Genomic DNA, 16,653 nt, shown 5'->3' with positions numbered 1-16,653 from the left:
GTAGTAGGCATGTCAGATATATTAATTGTAGACGATGAAAAAGATATTCGTGAATTGGTTTCGGATATTCTCAAGGACGAAGGTTACAGCACGCGATTGGCCGCGGAATCAGACGAAACATTTCGTCAGATCAACGCCGAACCACCCGCGTTGATCATTTTGGATATTTGGCTGAAAAACAGCAAACTTGATGGGATCGACATCCTTAAAACAGTGCGCCGTGATAATCCCGATATCCCCGTGGTGATTATTTCCGGTCATGGCAATATTGAAATTGCGGTGGCTGCGATCAAACAGGGCGCATATGATTTCATTGAAAAGCCGTTCAATATTGATCAATTGATGGTGGTGATTTCTCGTGCAATGGAAACATCACGCCTGCGCCGCGAAAATGCCAAGCTCAAGGTAACTGGGTTTACATCCACAACCATGATTGGGGATTCTGCGGCATTTAAAATGCTGACCGCAAATTTAGACAAGGTTACAACTTCCAATGCGCGTGTGATGCTGACAGGGCCATCTGGTTCAGGCAAAGAGGTTGCCGCCCGTTACATCCACGCCAATTCAGATCGCGCCGCAGGGCCATTTGTATCGGTTAATTCCGCATCCATCGAACCCGAACGGATGGAAGACGTGCTATTTGGGCGTGAATCATCGGATCGTGGTTATGAACCAGGTTTGTTAGAACAAGCACATGGTGGCATACTATATTTCGATGAAATTGCAGATATGCCCATTGGTACGCAATCAAAAATTCTGCGCGTATTGTTGGAACAACAATTCACCCGTGTGGGGGGCAAGGATAAAGTGCGTGTTGATATCCGCGTGTTATCGTCAACCAATCGCGATTTGCTGGCGGAAATCGATGCGGGGAATTTCCGCGAAGAATTGTACCATCGTCTAAATGTTGTACCGATCGAAGTGCCATCACTGGAAAACCGCCGCGATGATATCCCTGCAATCGCACGTCACTTCGTCGAGGAATTGAACAAAGAACAGGGTCTTACAAAACGCGAGATTAGTAACGAGGCCTGCGCGGTATTACAGATGCAATCTTGGCCGGGTAACATTCGCCAATTGCGCAATGTGATTGAACGGATTTTGATCTTGGGGCCAAATTCAGGGCCAATCATGCCAGATGAACTGCCAAACGCAGAACCAACGCAACAGGATGAAAACCTTGGTCTGACCAGCAATTTTGCAAGCCTGTCTTTGCGCGATGCGCGGGAAATGTTTGAACGCGAATATCTGATGGTTCAAATCAACCGTTTTGGGGGGAATATTTCCAAAACGGCCACATTTGTGGGCATGGAGCGATCCGCATTGCATCGCAAATTAAAAACCCTAAACGTTGTAACAACCAATAAATCGGGCGCACGTGTCGCCGAATTAGAGGCTGTTGCAACAGGGACAGATGGGTAATCTGGCATTGACGCGCCCGTCCAATTGGCACAAATTGCGCCGATGGACGGTGCGCCGTTCGATGAATTAGGAGACCAATAATGAAGGTCATCATTTGTGGTGCTGGTCAGGTTGGCTGGCAAATCGCGCGCCACTTATCATCTGAAAAAAACGATGTAACCGTTGTGGATAATAACGCCGAATTGGTTGCACGTGCCACGGACACATTGGATGTTAGCGGCATCGCAGGTAACGCCAGTTATCCCGATGTTCTTACGCGGGCAGGGGCGCGTGATGCGGATATGATCATTGCCGCTACGTTTTCAGACGAGGTGAACATGGTCACCTGTCAGGTGGCACATTCCGTGTTTAAAATTCCACGCAAAATCGCACGTCTGCGTAGCCAATCCTATTTGGATGCGATTTATTCAGACCTGTATCAACGTGACCATTTGCCCATTGATGTGGTGATCTCACCCGAACGCGAGGTTGCCGAACAGGCCTTGCGTCAGTTGGCATCCCCATCAACATTTGACACAGAACCATTCATGAATGGTGATGCCGAATTGATCGGCCTCGCTCTTGAAGAAAGCTGTGCGGTGTTAAATACGCCACTGAAACAATTGTCCGAATTGTTTTCAACACTGCGCGCCACCGTTGTTGGCATCCGGCGCAAGGGCGTTTTGATGGTGCCAAATTCATCTGATGAACTTTATGCCGGTGATCAAATCTATCTTTGCACTCATACCGATGACATGGCGCGTTGTTTGGAAATTTTTGGCAAAACCAGTTCGAAACAGGAACGCGTTCTGATTATTGGCGGTGGCAATGTTGGGCTAAGTGTTGCGCATCGCTTGGAACAAAGTACTGCCAAAATTCATGTTAAAATGATCGAAGCCAATCGCGCATGTGCGGAACGCGCTGCTGATGAATTGGAACGCACAATCGTTTTGCACGGCGATGGTTTGGATATGGAATTGCTGGAAGAGGCGAATATCGCAAATACCGATGCGGTTTTGGCCGTAACGGATGATGATAAAACCAACCTGTTGGCCGCAGCACGCGCAAAATCAATGGGCTGTCCAATGGCGGTATCATTGGTAAATGATCCAACGCTTTCCAATTTGATGAAACCGTTGAATATCGATGCGTTTATCAACCCGCGTGCAACAACCGTTTCATCCATTCTGCGCCATATTCGCCACGGGCGTGTGCGTGCCGTTTATTCCATTGGCGATGCAGAGGCCGAGGTGATCGAAGCACAAATCCTGTCCAGCTCGCCCATCGCTGGGCGTGAAATTCGTGACATCGAATGGCCAGAGGGTGCGATTATTGGTGCAATCAAAAAGGGTGACAAAGTATTGCGCCCCGTTGGTGGCACCAAGGTTGAAGAGGGCGATATCGTGGTCATCTTTACCCTTGCCTCTGATGTGCCAGAGGTTGAACGCCTGTTCCAAGTGAACATCGATTTTTTCTAAGAAATGATCGCGCTTCGAAATCAACCGTTGTTTGTGGTGATGATGGCAATCACCGCGGGTTCTATGCTGGTGCCTGTCTTGTTTGCCGCGCGACTGGAACAATGGTTGTTTGCACGCACGTTTTTATATCACAGCATTGTATTGCTGTTGATTACGGCATTGATTGCAATTGCGATGTCCAATCGTGACCTCAGTAATCGCAGCGCAAACCGTTTGATGGATATTCTGGCGGGTTTTGTCCTGATGCCGTTTTTTATGGCGATGCCCTTGTCATTTTTGATGCCCCAAATCGGTTTTTTTGCGGCCTATTTCGAAATGGTCAGCAGCTTTACCACAACCGGTGCATCGGTTTTTTTACCAAATCAAACCGTTCCAGATGTTATTCATTTATGGCGTGCATTGGCCGCCTGGATGGGTGGATTTTTAATGCTGGTTGTCGCGATTGCGATTTTCAAACCCGTTAATCTGGGCGGTTTCGAGGTTTACACCAGTAGCAAAGACGGTGTTTTATTGAATCAAACCATTAAACGCGCGGCATTGCGCGATCGTTTGATCCGCTATTCCGCTGTCATTTTTCCGCTTTACACTTTGTTAACCGCTGTGTTGGCATTGCTGCTGATCCTCAGCGGTGATCGCATGTTGGTTGCGGTGATCCATGCCATGTCCACGCTTTCCACCAGTGGCATTTCACCCGTTGGCGGGTTAAGCGGATCAGCGGCCGGATATATCGGCGAGGTGTTTATCTTTGGCTTTTTCATCTATGGCATTACCCGCCATTTGTTTTTCGTAGATCGCAATGAATCGGCGATAAACTTGGTAAAGCGTGACAAAGAATTGAACATGGCGCTTTATTTGGTGGTGGTCATCCCCGCCGTTTTGTTTTTCCGCCATTGGCTCGCAGCGAGCGAAGTCAACCAAGGCAATGAATTTTATCAGGCCATTTCCGCACTTTGGGGTAGCATGTTTACCGTGCTGTCATTCCTGACCACCACAGGGTTTGAAAGCAATGGATGGGCTGCGTCGCGTGATTGGTCGGGGCTTGGCACCACGGGGCTAATCTTGATGGCGGTTGCGGTCATGGGTGGGGGTATCGCGACCACTGCGGGTGGGGTGAAATTATTGCGTGTTTATGCGCTCTATAAACATGGGCTTCGTGAAATGCAGCGGCTAAGCTATCCTCATTCGGTGGGTGGATCAGGGAGCCGTGCACGTAATATCCGCCGCGAAGGCGCATATGCCGCGTGGATATTTTTCATGCTTTTCTTGGTGTCCATTGCGGTAGGAATGCTGTGTCTGTCGTTAATGGGCGTGGATTTCGAGGACAGCTTGATTTTATCCATCAGCGCATTGTCAAACACCGGGCCATTATTGGCCGCCGCAGGTGATAACGGAATAACCTATGGAGCGCTTTCAAACACCAGCAAAGGTGTTTTGTGTGCCCTGATGATCCTTGGTCGATTAGAGGCATTGGCCGTCATTGCCATTTTGAACCCCAATTATTGGCGAAAATAACACATATTTTAGTTCTGTCGTGCAGGGGGCTAGGTGTTTTTTCTAGAATATCGTAGTAAAAAGCTGCAAAACTGCCCGCAACAATAACAAAAACCCATCAAGTCTGCTCTTGGTAGGGGAAAACGAAGAAGGCTAGGAATAATGGCTGCCGATAAAGCAAATCTTCAGGATGCATTCCTGAACCATGTCCGCAAGACAAAAACATCCGTAACAATTTTTCTGATTAATGGTGTGAAACTGCAAGGTGCAATCACTTGGTTTGACAATTTTTGTGTGCTATTGCGCCGTGATGGTCAATCACAACTGGTGTATAAACATGCGATTTCTACGATTATGCCCGCAGAACCTGTGGTTCTGTATGATGGTGAATCAACGAGTGAGTAATCAGTTTTAGGATGCGCGTTAGCGTCATTCACCCCGATATCGCCAATATCGGCGCACGCCGCTTGCCCAAGAATAGCTTGGACGAGGCAATTGCGCTGACCTCTGCTTTGCCTGACCTTGAAATCGAACACAGCGCCGTTGTGACCTTGAAAAAGGCACAGGCGGGTTTGTTGTTTGGCACGGGTAAGGTCGCAGAGTTGAAACAGATATTCCATGATATGGAAATCGGTTTGGTGATTATTGATGGGCCATTGTCACCCATTCAACAGCGTAACCTTGAAAAAGAATGGGGTGTAAAGGTGTTGGATCGCACGGGTCTGATCCTTGAAATCTTTGGCGATCGTGCGCAAACCCGCGAGGGTGTGTTGCAGGTTGATTTGGCCGCGCTTAATTATCAAAAATCGCGATTGGTGCGAAGTTGGACCCACCTTGAACGCCAACGTGGTGGTTTGTCGTTTATCGGTGGTTCGGGTGAAACCCAGATTGAATCAGACCGTCGTGCCATTGATGATGCGATTGTGCGCCTGAAACGCCAATTGGATAAGGTTGTCAAAACACGCAGCCTTCATCGCGCCGCACGTGCCAAGGTGCCATATCCTATTGTTGCATTGGTCGGATACACCAACGCGGGTAAATCAACCCTGTTTAATCACATGACAGGGGCCAAGGTCATGGCCAAGGATATGTTATTCGCTACTCTTGATCCCACCATGCGCGTGATTGAATTGCCAAATGGGCGCGAGGTGATCCTATCGGACACGGTTGGATTCATTTCCGAATTGCCAACGCAATTAGTCGCCGCATTCCGCGCCACGTTGGAAGAGGTTCTAGACGCCGATTTAATCGTGCATGTACGTGACATCGCGCATCCAGAAACCGTGACACAAAAAATGGATGTGATGGAAATTTTGGGCGATCTGGGCATCACAGATACGGCACTCGAAAATGTGGTGGAGGTGTGGAACAAATCCGATCTGTTGGACGAACGCGCATTGGAAACCCAAACCAACCAAGCGGTGCGCACCGATAAAATCGAATTAATTTCGGCGCTAACAGGGGCAGGGATCCCGGATCTGTTGGACACGATTGAGGATTCATTGCTTGATCCTGTCACAACGGAAACAATCAAACTTGGCTTTGCTGAAGGCAAACGCCGCGCGTGGTTATTTGCACAAAACGTGGTCGATGGAGAGGATCCAACCGATTACGGGTTTGAAATCACGGTTACATGGACAGCGCGACAAGCCGCAACATTTGATACGGTTTAAGGTTGTGCGCGTGGTGACAGCACCATAACACCGTCTGAACCACTGCGTGCCAATTCAGGATCAAGTGTCATCGGAATATATTCGCCGCGACGCCAAAGCTGTGCCAGATCATCGTAATGACGCGACAGAAAATGCCCTGATTGACCCGTTGAAATGATATAGAGCGAGCTTTCCGGATCGGCAAAATCAACAAGTGCACGAAACCCTGCGGCATGAACATTGGCATAGGGTTCTGCACCTTTTCCAGCAGTGCGTGCGCGCAACAATGTATTGTCACCACCGGGTGTATCTTGGCGGATATTCACAAACCAGCTCAGCAATGGAATATTGCCCAACACCTGATGGTCATGCTTTGCCTGATGTGCCTGACCCCAGCGCCAGCTATCGATGCTGCTTCCATATTGTTCGCTCAGCTCCAGCAATGCGGCATCCAGTGCAATCCGCGCAATATCAACACAGGTTTCAATTTCGCTGGATGGCAGGATATCGCACCATTTCGATGCACCGTCGATATCGCGAAATACCCGTTCGATAAACACCGGTTGTACCTTGTAAAATTCCTTGCTCAGCGGGCCGAGATCATCGGCAATCAAACGTTGTTGCAAATTGCGAAGCCACGCCGTGTAAATCAACGGTTCTGGCACATGTTGATCCATTTCTCCGTTCCAGCTTGATAACAATTCCAGCGCGATTTGACGTTGGCGTTCCACTGTGCCACTGGCGGCAGGTTCGCCCTTGAACCACAATTCGCGCCCAATCAGCGTAAGCAGTGATCGCGCGGTGTATGATACAGGATCAAGCTGTGCTTCCATGAAACTGTCACGCGTATGTACCTTGCGTGCATTCAACAATTTGGTCAGGCGCTTGATACGTTGTGTATCGCCCCAGTTATGGCCCACATGTTTTGGGAATTTCTCATCTGTGATTTTGTTGTTGGTATTGGCAACAACGCCGCTGGCTGGGTTCACGCTATTTGGGTTTTCGCTAAATGGAAAATCACCCAGCCAACGGTTTTGGATCAGCCATCCTTGTGATGGAATACGACCAAGGCTTGCATGATTTGGATCGCGTTTGGGCATATGCCCGACCACTTGTAATGCCACACTGTTTTTATCAGCAAGGATCAGGTTTTGCCCCGGCGCATGATGCATTGAAACCGCGTTTCGTGCAGCAGCAATGGATTTTGAACGCATCAGGCGAATACCGGCAGAAACCGATTGATCCTGTTCGCGAAGCGCCGTCCAATTGATGCTGGTCACATGACCAATCGGGGTGATCGCGCCCAAATCAAAGCTATCGGATGGAATGACGGGGCCGTTTTCCGTCCAGCGCATATCAATGGTTTTGCCCAATTGATCCTTGATATCAACGATCACGCGTTTTTTGATAAACGGCTTATATCCATTTGGGGTCAAATATTCGTCGCTATTGGCGGGGTTCAGTTTTTCAACATAGACATCCAAATCATCCAGATATGTCGTGGTCAGCCCCCATGCCAAATCATCGCTGCGCCCTGATACAATAAACGGCAGGCCTGGAATGGTTGCACCAATTACGCCACCATCGGAAAACTCCATCCGCGCCAACATCCAGATGCTGGGCGCTGATAATCCCAAATGTGGATCGGTGGCCAGCAATGGTGCCTTTCGCGCAGCGCGTGATCCATCCGCCGCCCATGCGTTTGACGCGCCAGCAAATTCGCGGGGTTTGATCGGGTGCAGCGCATGTTGTGTGGGCTGGGGCGAAAACGAGCGGGGCGGATTTTCAAACAGGCTGGCATATTCAGGCAATGCCATCACGGCATCATTGGGGGAATCTGGCATCAAATCACGCATGCGTTCATTGCCAACGGTTAACGCGGCCTTCGCACGTAAAATTTCATCTTGCAGGTTATTACTGATCTGCAATGCCATCACACGCATGACCGCCAAACTATCGGTTGGGGTCCATGGTGCAATTTGGGGTGAAAACAAGAATAATTCTGGCGCACCGCGCCCCAACGCATCCGATTGAACAACCTTTAACCACGCGTTCACGCCGTCAGAATATGATTTCAACGCGGTCTTGGTTTCATCGGTTTGATATTGAAACGATGCACTTGAAAGATTGTAAATATCCAGACGGCGAACAAATTCATCCACGCTCAGCGTTTGTTCACCCAGAATTTCAGATAACCGCCCTTGGGCAGTGCGGCGCAGGATTAACATCTGCCACAATCGATCTTGGGCGTGGGAAAAGCCAAGCCCGTAATAAACGTCTGGGTCATTTTGCGCAAAAATATGTGGAACGCTGTGATTATCGCGCACAATTTCAATCGGGCCGCTCAGACCATCAACCGTATAATTCTGGTTAAAATCAGGAATGGAGCGCGACGCGAAATAATATGCAATTGCCATCGCGCCAAGTCCAAGAACGCACAACAACAGAAATAACCGCGTTAACCATTTAAAAGTAACTGCCATTCACCGACCTTCGTATTGACGCAAACTGATTAGCAGTCCATTCATAAGCTGACAATGTGATTTAGGAAACAGGTGATTTATGGCAAAAGTGGCTTTCTTGGGTTTGGGCGTAATGGGCTATCCAATGGCGGGGCATTTGGCCGCCAAAGGGCATGATGTGACGGTATATAACCGCACCACAGCCAAGGCCGAAAAATGGGTTGGTGAACATAAGGGTGCGCTTGCGCTCACACCCGCCGCCGCCGCCGATGGCCAAGACATCGTATTTGCCTGTGTCGGCAATGACGATGATTTGCGCCAGTTAACAACGGGTGATGATGGCGCGTTTTCAACAATGAAATCAGGTGCTGTATTTGTAGATCACACCACCGCATCGGCAAATGTCGCGCGTGAATTGTCGGCAATCGCCGATGATGCTGGTTTTTCATTCATCGATGCGCCCGTATCAGGCGGGCAAGCGGGCGCTGAAAACGGAGTTTTGACCGTTATGTGTGGTGGGGATGCGGACGCATATGCACGCGTTGAGCCCGCAATCATGTGTTTCGCACAAGCATCGCGCCTGATGGGTGGTGCTGGGGCAGGGCAATTGACCAAGATGGTCAATCAAATCTGCATCGCAGGTTTGGTTCAAGGATTGTCAGAAGGCATCAATTTCGCACAACAAGCTGGGCTTGATGCCAAAGCGGTTGTTGATGTGATTTCAAAAGGTGCTGCCGGATCATGGCAAATGGCCAACCGTGGCCACACGATGGTTGATGACAAATTCGATTTTGGCTTTGCCGTTGATTGGATGCGCAAGGATCTTGGCATTTGTATCGAAGAGGCAGGGCGAAATGGCGCAGATATCACGGTGGCGAAAACTGTTGATGGCTATTATGAAGAAGTTCAGAAAATGGGCGGTGGGCGCTGGGATACATCCAGCCTGATCCGCCGGTTGAACAAAGGATAATATCATGCCCGTCACTTTCGACCCAAAACGCGAGCTAAAAATCGCACCTTCCATTTTGTCGGCGGATTTTGCCCGCCTTGGTGAAGAAATTCGCGATGTCGAGGCACAGGGTGCGGATTGGATTCACGTTGATCCGATGGATGGGCATTTTGTTCCCAACCTGACAATCGGGCCAAACGTTGTGGCCGCCATTCGCCCACATGTGAAAACGGTGATGGATGTGCATTTGATGATTTCACCCGCCGATACATATATCGAGGCGTTCGCAAATGCTGGCAGTGATATTTTAACGGTTCATGCAGAGGCGGGGCCGCATCTTGATCGCACGTTACAGGCCATTCGCGGTTTTGGCTGCAAGGCGGGCGTGGCATTGAACATCACAACGCCATTATCCGTTATTGAATATTGCCTTGATAAAATCGATCTGATCTTGGTGATGACAATCAATCCAGGGTTTGGTGGGCAAAAATTCACCCATTCTGTGGTGGATAAGGTTGCCGCCGCACGCAAAATGATTGGCGATCGCCCCATTTGGCTAGAGGTTGATGGCGGTGTTGATCCAACAACCGCACCGCTTTGCTGGGAAGCGGGATCTGATGTGATGGTCGCGGGGTCTGCTGTGTTTAAGGGTGGCACACCTGACGATTACGGCAAAAACATTGCCGCAATCAAAAACGCATGTAAGTAATTAAATCAATGCGTTAGCTATTATAGCTAACGCAATATTTATCGGATAATGCGAGAGTATTTCGACCCTTCAAGGGTGACACCTGCGTGCAATCCTTTTTGGCCAAACACAACACCGTATACTTCGTCTTTGTATGTGTTGCTGTCCACAGCGGCGTTTTCCGCGCTGTCAATCAGGGTGTATTCCAAATCTGCGCCAATGGTCCAACCATTGCGTGAACGGAATTTCGCCAAACGATCATGGCTCATGAAAAACAGAACTGTTGAAAGTTTTTGAACACCGATTTGTAAACCAAACGAAGCACTTGCAACGGAATAATAATCAACCGGTGCGCCACCGATTAACAATGACCCTTCGCCATATGAACCGCCGTAAATCAAACCAGCCTTACCCACTACGGGCATAACCAACATGCCAGCGGCCTTTTGTTCGAGATCGGCTGTGAATGGTAATTTGCCGCGCATATCGCGCAATGCTTCTTGGGTGCGGCGATCAATTTTAAACCGCTCTGTGCTGCCTGTTCCGGTTGAACACGCGCCCAATGTGGCCGTGCCTGCGCCAAGGAAAAATCCCCGCCTTGTCCAATCTTTCATGGAATGCTCCTGTAACTGCTATGCCTCTTGTTTCGATCTTTTGTCGAAATCAAGTTTATCTTAACTGTTATTTCTTTGATTGTCTTGGTTTTTCGCACAATCGCGCAAAAAATCGCTGATTTTATCAAAGAATGGGTTCAGCCAGTTTTTTGGCAATTTCCAGCGCGTGATATGTCAAAATCCCAGAACATCCCGCACGTTTAAACGCAAGCAACGCTTCCATGATGGCCTTGTCACGATCGATCCAGCCGTTTTGCGCGGCGGCCTCGATCATCGCGTATTCACCCGAAACCTGATACGCATATGTTGGCGCACCTGTTTCATTGGCAACACGTTGGCACAAATCCAGATAGGGCATGCCTGGTTTGACCATCACCATATCTGCACCCTCGGCGATATCACGCATGGCCATGCGCACGGCCTCGTCCGAATTGGCAGGGTTTAATTGATATGTCGCCTTGTCACCCTTGAGCGCACCTGTTGCACCAACTGCGTCACGAAACGGGCCGTAAAATGCAGATGCGTATTTCGCGGAATAGGCCATGATGGCCACATTTTGATATTCGTTTTGCTCCAACGCTTGGCGGATCATACCAACGCGTCCATCCATCATATCAGATGGGCCAAGGATATCCGCGCCTGCTTCTGCGTGGGAAAGCGCTTGTTTTTCCAACACAAACAAGGTCTCGTCGTTCAAAACAACACCTTCACGCACCAAACCATCGTGCCCATCGGAATTATATGGATCAAGGGCAACATCCAACATGATACCAATGTCAGGTACATTTTGTTTGATCGCACGTGTTGCACGGTTCACAAGATTGTCAGGATTGAACGCCTCGGCGCAATCTGGCGTTTTTAATGCATCGGGTGTGTTGGGGAATAATGCAATCGCAGGGATTTCCAAATTCGCGGCTTCGTTGGCTGCGATCACGGCGCGATCAATGCTCATGCGTGAAACGCCGGGCATAGATTCTACTGGTTCTTCAACATCTTGGCCTTCACAAATGAATATCGGCCAGATCAAATCAGCGGCGGTTAATGTGTTTTCCGAAACCAATCGGCGCATCCATTCTGCTTGGCGAAGGCGGCGCGGGCGAGACATTGGGAAATGTGCGGCTGGCGTGATCATTTTGTATCCTTGCTTGATTTCTTGAACTCGTGCCTAAATTTTGCCCGACATTCAAGTGAAAAGCCATTAGACAATTGTTTCACAACCACGCAATATGGCGTGCAGCAACCCAAGATTGAACAGTATGACCGAAGATTTTTTACAGATTCTGGAACTGAAAAGTTTCTTTAACATATGGTATTGGCTGTTTTTGGCGTTCATTTGGTCACGCGCCACATATTTCACATTGGGTGTTCCATTACATGACGCACGTCTTGGGCATGAACGCGAAGGCGTTTATATGCATGATTTCGAAGAATTGATGCGCATCAACACTGGCCACACGGTGGAGGCATTCGATCAATATGGCGTTGCGGTCATGGCTGTGATCGCATTTTTACTCGCATCTGCGGCAACGCTTGGGTTTGGGTTTCGAATGGAAATCATGCAGGCGATATTTTTGTTAATGGCGCCACTCACAGGTGCAACATTGTTTTCGGTGCGCTTTGCCTATCGCATTCAAGCAGAAAAAATCACCGGACAGTCTCTTTATACCGCATATGTTGTGCACCGTCGTATCAAACAGATTTTTGGCATGTTAAGCATGATCGTCACATCCGTTTGGGCGGGCATTCGGATATTTTATTTTAGTTAATCGGTTGAAGCATTCCACATGGTCGGCTAGGTGGAATGCATGGCAAATACTGAACCAAAAATCGTAAAAATCGGCGGCGTTCCCGAAGGGTATGATGCAAAAATTCTGGCTGATTTTGTCAAAAAGCATAAAACACCCACTGTTTTTATCTGTCGTGATGAAAAACGTCTGTTGAATGTTCAACGCGCACTGGGTTTTTTCGCGCCTGATGTTTTGGTATTGGATTTTCCTGCATGGGATTGTTTGCCATATGATCGGGTGTCGCCAAATGCCGATATTTCGGCGCGGCGTATGTCCACCTTGGCCGCTTTGCACAGCGGAATTAACCAACCGTTCATTTTATTGACCACATCAAATGCGGCCACCCAACGCGTGCCAAGCCGTGCGGTGTTGGAAAATGCCAGCTTTGTCGCAACGGTTGGGCATCAATTGGATGAAAATCAGTTACGCGCCTATTTCACCCGCATGGGGTTTGTTCAAACCCCAACGGTGGTCGAGGCGGGGGATTACGCCATTCGTGGTGGGTTGATTGATGTTTTTGCACCAGGCGACGTGGGACCAGTGCGCCTTGATCTGTTTGGCGATGTGCTGGATGGCGCAAGACGGTTTGATCCCACAACACAGCGCACATTGGAAAAACTGGAACGCCTTGAATTGGCACCCGTTTCCGAAGTGATACTGGATGATGCATCCATCGAACGCTTTCGCGCAAAATACCGCGCTGAATTTGGGGCGGCGGGAACTGATGATCCGATGTATGAAAGTGTGAGCGCGGGGCGCAAATACCAAGGCGTTGAACATTGGGCACCATATTTTCACGATCATATGGAAACGCTGTTTGATTACATGCCAGAAGCACCTGTTTTCATTGATGATTCATTGCAACAGACCCACGCAAAACGTTGGGCAAGTGTGGTGGATCAATACGAGGCACGCCTTGACGCGCTGAAATCCAAATCGCGTTTGGAAAGTGTTTATAAACCCATTGCGCCTGAACTTCTCTATCTTGACGAAGACAGCTTTCACGCACAATTGCGCGGACATGATCAACGCCATTTGGCGGTGCTGCCCATTGGTGTTGGGCCCAATATTACCGATGCAGGCGGGCGGATTGGGCGCAATTTTGCCCCCGATCGATTGGATGAAAACGCGAGTGTTTTCAAATCACTCGCCGACCATGTTGTTGCAAAACAAAAATCCACCAATGTTGTGATCGCATCATTTTCCGAAGGTGCGCGCGAACGGCTGGCGGGGATGTTGGTTGACCAAGACGTAACAAATGCCAGCAACCTTGCGCGTTTTGGCGATATTAAGGATCGCTCTGGCGGGCTTTACTTAACCGTTTGGCCATTGGAAGAAGGGTTCGAAACCAACGACTTAACGGTCATATCTGAACAAGATGTGATGGGCGAGCGGATGTTGCGCACTGGCGCCAAACGCCGCCGCGCCGATAATTTCCTGACCGAGGCCACAAGCCTGTCTGCGGGGGATCTGGTCGTTCATATCGATCATGGCATTGGGCGATTCATGGGGCTTGAAACTGTCACGGCGGCGGGTGCGCCCCATGATTGTTTATTGTTGGAATATGCCAATGATGCACGTCTTTACTTGCCCGTTGAAAACATTGAATTGTTGAGCCGTTACGGCCAAGAAACCGCCATGCTTGATCGCTTGGGCGGGGGTGCGTGGCAGGCGAAAAAAGCGAAGCTCAAAGAACGCATTCGCGATATGGCGGACAAATTGATCCGCATCGCCGCTGAACGTGCATTGCGCAAGGCAGAAGTGATGGAACCACCACAAGATCAATGGGATCGGTTTGTGGCAAAGTTCCCCTATACCGAAACCGATGATCAGCTTCATGCGATTGAGGACGTGATTGCCGATATGTCATCGGGGCGCCCGATGGATCGTCTGATTTGTGGCGATGTTGGCTTTGGCAAGACCGAGGTTGCACTTCGCGCCGCATTTGTGGCCGCCGCCAGTGGAACGCAGGTTGCGGTGATTGCACCCACAACATTGTTGGCGCGTCAACATTATCAATCTTTCGCCGAACGGTTTCGCGGAACGGGCATCAAGGTGCGCCAGCTATCGCGATTTGTTAGTACGAAAGACGCAAAAACCACCAAGGATGCATTAAAAACTGGTGAAGTTGAAATCGTGGTTGGAACCCATGCATTGCTGGGAAAAGAGATAAAATTCAACAATTTGGGCTTGTTGATCATCGACGAAGAACAAAAATTTGGCGTCACCCACAAGGAACGGTTAAAACAAATTCGATCCGATGTGCATGTGTTAACCCTGACCGCCACACCGATTCCGCGCACATTGCAAATGTCATTGTCTGGTGTGCGTGAATTGTCGATCATCGGAACACCGCCGGTGGATCGGTTGCCGATCCATACCTATGTTTCGGAATTTGATGGCGTCACAATTCGAGAGGCATTGTTGCGCGAACATTACCGCGGTGGGCAAAGTTTTTATGTTGTTCCGCGCCTGTCTGATTTGGCCGAAGTCGAAGGTTTCTTGCAAGAACAACTGCCCGAAATCAAATATATCGTCGCACATGGTCAAATGGCGGCGGGTGAATTGGATGACCGGATGAACGCGTTTTACGATGGGCAATACGGTATCTTGTTGGCAACCACGATTGTGGAAAGCGGATTAGACATTCCAACAGCGAACACAATGGTCATCCATCGTGCAGATATGTTTGGCTTGGCACAGCTTTATCAAATTCGCGGGCGGGTAGGGCGATCGAAAACCCGTGCCTATGCTTATCTGACAACCAAGCCACGTAAACCGTTGACACCTACGGCAGTGAAACGATTGCGCGTGTTGGGGTCGTTGGATAGCCTTGGGGCAGGGTTCACGCTCGCGTCCCAAGATTTGGACATCCGCGGTGCAGGTAATTTGTTGGGCGAAGAACAGTCGGGCAATGTACGTGAAGTTGGCTATGAACTTTACCAAGAAATGCTGGAAGAAGCGATTGCCAAGATGAAAGCTGGGTCGCTTGAAGGGTTAACCGATGATAGCGGTACATGGTCGCCCCAAATCAATTTAGGTGTTCCTGTATTGATTCCAGAGGGTTATGTACCCGATCTTGATGTGCGTTTGGGGTTATACCGTCGCTTGTCCAGTCTTGCCAAAAAGGTCGAATTGGAAGATTTCGCCGCCGAATTGATAGATCGTTTTGGCAAATTGCCAAGTGAAGTGGACACATTGCTGCGCGTTGTTCGGATCAAGGCCATGTGCCATGCCGCTGGAATTGCTAAATTGGATGGCGGGCCAAAGGGGGCCGTGATCCAATTTCATAATGATAAATTTGCAAATCCACTTGGTCTTGCTGATTATATGGCAGCCCAACGCGGCACGGCCAAGGTGAAGGATAACAAGATCATCATCCGCCGCGATTGGTTGTCTGATGACAGCAAGGTTAAGGGTGCATTTGTAATTGCGCGTGAATTGGCAATTGCGGCCAAAGCCAAAAAATAAGAGCCGTTATTGGCTCTTATTTTTTTCAGAAATTTCTTTGATGGCTTTGTCCCACATTTCAACAGGCTGTGCACCGTTGACCACATAGGTATCGGCGACAATAAAACAGGGCACACCAGACACGCCGCGTTGACGTGCATGTTTATCGCGATTGCGAATATCTTCGATATCTGCATCGCCGTCCAACAATTTGCGCACGGCATCCCCATCCATGCCCACACCAGATGCGATCCGCACCAAAACAGAGGTTTCGGAAATGTCGCGACCTTCTTTGAAATATGCTTTGAACAAACGATCAACCACAGCGTTTTGTTTGCCCTCAATACCCGCCCAATGGATTAAGCGATGCGCATTGATCGTATTTGGGGTGCGTTTGATCCCGGCAAAATTGATATCAAGCCCAGTTTCAATCGCGGTTTGTTCGATCTGTGAATACACACGAATGGCGCCTTCTTTGCCACCGAATTTGGTTTCCAGATATTCACGACGATCCATGCCATCGGCAGGCAAGTCGGGATTAAGCTGAAACGGATGCCATTCAATAACAACATCATGTTCTGGGTTTGCTTCAAGCGCGCGATCAAGACGGGTTTTCCCGATGTAACACCACGGGCAAATTGGGTCGGATATAATATCAATTTTTGTCATGGGGGGAGGTTT

At 49.2% G+C, this 16,653-nt stretch carries 13 protein-coding genes; 9 read left to right on the top strand and 4 right to left on the bottom strand.

What is annotated here, in order from left to right:
- Window positions 1-9: 9 nt before the first annotated feature.
- The 5 genes from ntrX to hflX all read left to right on the top strand — a co-directional run bounded on the left by ntrX (window position 10) and on the right by hflX (window position 6,043).
- The gene (gene ntrX / locus BFP76_RS10480; RefSeq protein WP_099593414.1) at window positions 10-1,422 is read left to right on the top strand and encodes a nitrogen assimilation response regulator NtrX; all 1,413 of its coding nucleotides are present in this window, start codon (window positions 10-12) and stop codon (window positions 1,420-1,422) included.
- Between the two features lie 80 nt (window positions 1,423-1,502).
- The gene (trkA, locus tag BFP76_RS10475) at window positions 1,503-2,879 is read left to right on the top strand and encodes a Trk system potassium transporter TrkA (RefSeq protein ID WP_099593412.1); all 1,377 of its coding nucleotides are present in this window, start codon (window positions 1,503-1,505) and stop codon (window positions 2,877-2,879) included.
- Between the two features lie 3 nt (window positions 2,880-2,882).
- Entirely contained in the window at window positions 2,883-4,391 is a 1,509-nt protein-coding gene (locus BFP76_RS10470; protein WP_099593410.1) for a TrkH family potassium uptake protein, read from the top strand.
- A gap of 141 nt (window positions 4,392-4,532) precedes the next feature.
- The gene (hfq, locus tag BFP76_RS10465) at window positions 4,533-4,775 is read left to right on the top strand and encodes an RNA chaperone Hfq (RefSeq protein WP_099593408.1); all 243 of its coding nucleotides are present in this window, start codon (window positions 4,533-4,535) and stop codon (window positions 4,773-4,775) included.
- An 11-nt stretch (window positions 4,776-4,786) separates the two neighbouring features.
- Window positions 4,787-6,043 (top strand): GTPase HflX, encoded by a 1,257-nt coding sequence (hflX, locus tag BFP76_RS10460; protein WP_099593406.1) that lies wholly within the window; start codon window positions 4,787-4,789, stop codon window positions 6,041-6,043.
- Here hflX and BFP76_RS10455 read toward each other — a convergent pair.
- The gene (locus BFP76_RS10455; RefSeq protein ID WP_099593405.1) at window positions 6,040-8,505 is read right to left on the bottom strand and encodes a penicillin acylase family protein; all 2,466 of its coding nucleotides are present in this window, start codon (window positions 8,503-8,505) and stop codon (window positions 6,040-6,042) included. The genes hflX and BFP76_RS10455 overlap by 4 nt on opposite strands.
- A gap of 79 nt (window positions 8,506-8,584) precedes the next feature.
- Between BFP76_RS10455 and BFP76_RS10450 the strand changes: the two genes are divergently transcribed.
- Window positions 8,585-9,454 (top strand): NAD(P)-dependent oxidoreductase, encoded by an 870-nt coding sequence (locus BFP76_RS10450; RefSeq protein WP_099593403.1) that lies wholly within the window; start codon window positions 8,585-8,587, stop codon window positions 9,452-9,454.
- Between the two features lie 4 nt (window positions 9,455-9,458).
- On the top strand, window positions 9,459-10,142 hold the full coding sequence (gene rpe / locus BFP76_RS10445; protein WP_099593401.1) for a ribulose-phosphate 3-epimerase: 684 nt from the start codon (window positions 9,459-9,461) through the stop codon (window positions 10,140-10,142).
- Window positions 10,143-10,180: 38 nt separating this feature from the next.
- On the opposite strand, the gene BFP76_RS10440 is transcribed toward rpe, so the two are convergent.
- The gene (locus tag BFP76_RS10440) at window positions 10,181-10,735 is read right to left on the bottom strand and encodes a lipid-binding SYLF domain-containing protein (protein WP_099593400.1); all 555 of its coding nucleotides are present in this window, start codon (window positions 10,733-10,735) and stop codon (window positions 10,181-10,183) included.
- 124 nt (window positions 10,736-10,859) lie between these two features.
- Window positions 10,860-11,867, bottom strand: a complete 1,008-nt coding sequence (gene hemB, locus BFP76_RS10435; protein WP_099593398.1) for a porphobilinogen synthase — start codon at window positions 11,865-11,867, stop codon at window positions 10,860-10,862.
- A 124-nt stretch (window positions 11,868-11,991) separates the two neighbouring features.
- On the opposite strand from hemB, the gene BFP76_RS10430 reads away from it, so the two are divergent.
- Together BFP76_RS10430 and mfd are read left to right on the top strand one after the other, a co-directional pair.
- Window positions 11,992-12,501 (top strand): hypothetical protein, encoded by a 510-nt coding sequence (locus BFP76_RS10430; protein ID WP_099593396.1) that lies wholly within the window; start codon window positions 11,992-11,994, stop codon window positions 12,499-12,501.
- Window positions 12,502-12,540: 39 nt separating this feature from the next.
- Complete coding sequence (mfd, locus tag BFP76_RS10425; RefSeq protein ID WP_099593394.1) at window positions 12,541-15,993, top strand: transcription-repair coupling factor; 3,453 nt, start codon at window positions 12,541-12,543, stop codon at window positions 15,991-15,993.
- A gap of 6 nt (window positions 15,994-15,999) precedes the next feature.
- Here the strand turns inward: mfd and BFP76_RS10420 are convergent, their stop codons facing one another.
- Window positions 16,000-16,641 carry a DsbA family oxidoreductase gene (locus BFP76_RS10420; protein ID WP_099593392.1) on the bottom strand — a complete coding sequence of 214 codons (642 nt, stop codon included), beginning with the start codon at window positions 16,639-16,641 and terminating at the stop codon, window positions 16,000-16,002.
- Window positions 16,642-16,653: the final 12 nt, after the last annotated feature.

This window comes from Paramylibacter kogurei, assembly GCF_002742285.1.
Classification (GTDB): Bacteria; Pseudomonadota; Alphaproteobacteria; order Rhodobacterales; family Rhodobacteraceae; genus Amylibacter; species Amylibacter kogurei.
The sequence above is the reverse complement of the archived record's forward strand: the minus strand, read 5'-3'. Positions and strand labels throughout refer to the sequence as shown.

Bases quoted from the DNA above. Each gene is read 5' to 3' on its own strand.
- ntrX (WP_099593414.1), top strand. From the start codon at position 10: ATGTCAGATATATTAATTGTAGACGATGAAAAAGATATTCGTGAATTG.
- trkA (WP_099593412.1), top strand. From the start codon at position 1,503: ATGAAGGTCATCATTTGTGGTGCTGGTCAGGTTGGCTGGCAAATCGCG.
- BFP76_RS10470 (WP_099593410.1), top strand. From the start codon at position 2,883: ATGATCGCGCTTCGAAATCAACCGTTGTTTGTGGTGATGATGGCAATC.
- hfq (WP_099593408.1), top strand. From the start codon at position 4,533: ATGGCTGCCGATAAAGCAAATCTTCAGGATGCATTCCTGAACCATGTC.
- hflX (WP_099593406.1), top strand. From the start codon at position 4,787: ATGCGCGTTAGCGTCATTCACCCCGATATCGCCAATATCGGCGCACGC.
- BFP76_RS10455 (WP_099593405.1), bottom strand. From the start codon at position 8,505: ATGGCAGTTACTTTTAAATGGTTAACGCGGTTATTTCTGTTGTTGTGC.
- BFP76_RS10450 (WP_099593403.1), top strand. From the start codon at position 8,585: ATGGCAAAAGTGGCTTTCTTGGGTTTGGGCGTAATGGGCTATCCAATG.
- rpe (WP_099593401.1), top strand. From the start codon at position 9,459: ATGCCCGTCACTTTCGACCCAAAACGCGAGCTAAAAATCGCACCTTCC.
- BFP76_RS10440 (WP_099593400.1), bottom strand. From the start codon at position 10,735: ATGAAAGATTGGACAAGGCGGGGATTTTTCCTTGGCGCAGGCACGGCC.
- hemB (WP_099593398.1), bottom strand. From the start codon at position 11,867: ATGATCACGCCAGCCGCACATTTCCCAATGTCTCGCCCGCGCCGCCTT.
- BFP76_RS10430 (WP_099593396.1), top strand. From the start codon at position 11,992: ATGACCGAAGATTTTTTACAGATTCTGGAACTGAAAAGTTTCTTTAAC.
- mfd (WP_099593394.1), top strand. From the start codon at position 12,541: ATGGCAAATACTGAACCAAAAATCGTAAAAATCGGCGGCGTTCCCGAA.
- BFP76_RS10420 (WP_099593392.1), bottom strand. From the start codon at position 16,641: ATGACAAAAATTGATATTATATCCGACCCAATTTGCCCGTGGTGTTAC.